Annotated in this window: 1 pseudogene; it reads right to left on the bottom strand. The window is 46.9% G+C overall.

What is annotated here, in order from left to right:
• Positions 1–126 (bottom strand): annotated as a pseudogene (locus ACO0LN_RS30445) (transposase); the annotation flags it as partial.
• Positions 127–254: the final 128 nt, after the last annotated feature.

Consider the following 254-nt stretch of genomic DNA (forward strand, 5'->3'; position numbering starts at 1 on the left):
TGCCAGTGCCTGCTCTTCAGTCGCAGACTGGTAGATGCGCTTTAAATCGGCGGTAACTTCTTTATAGTCTTTCCAGGAAACATATTTCAGGCTGTTGCGAACCATGTGCACAATGCAGAGCTGAATAGTAAGCATCCGGTGAAGTCATCTTGAAGTTAAGGGCTTAAGCGTAGATGATCGTGTCCACTTATTAAGTGGACACTTGTACATGATGGATGACGGAATCAATACGCCAAGACGGCGTCGGCGACACA

This window comes from Undibacterium sp. TC9W (genome assembly GCF_049339865.1).
Lineage (GTDB): Bacteria > Pseudomonadota > Gammaproteobacteria > Burkholderiales > Burkholderiaceae_D > Undibacterium.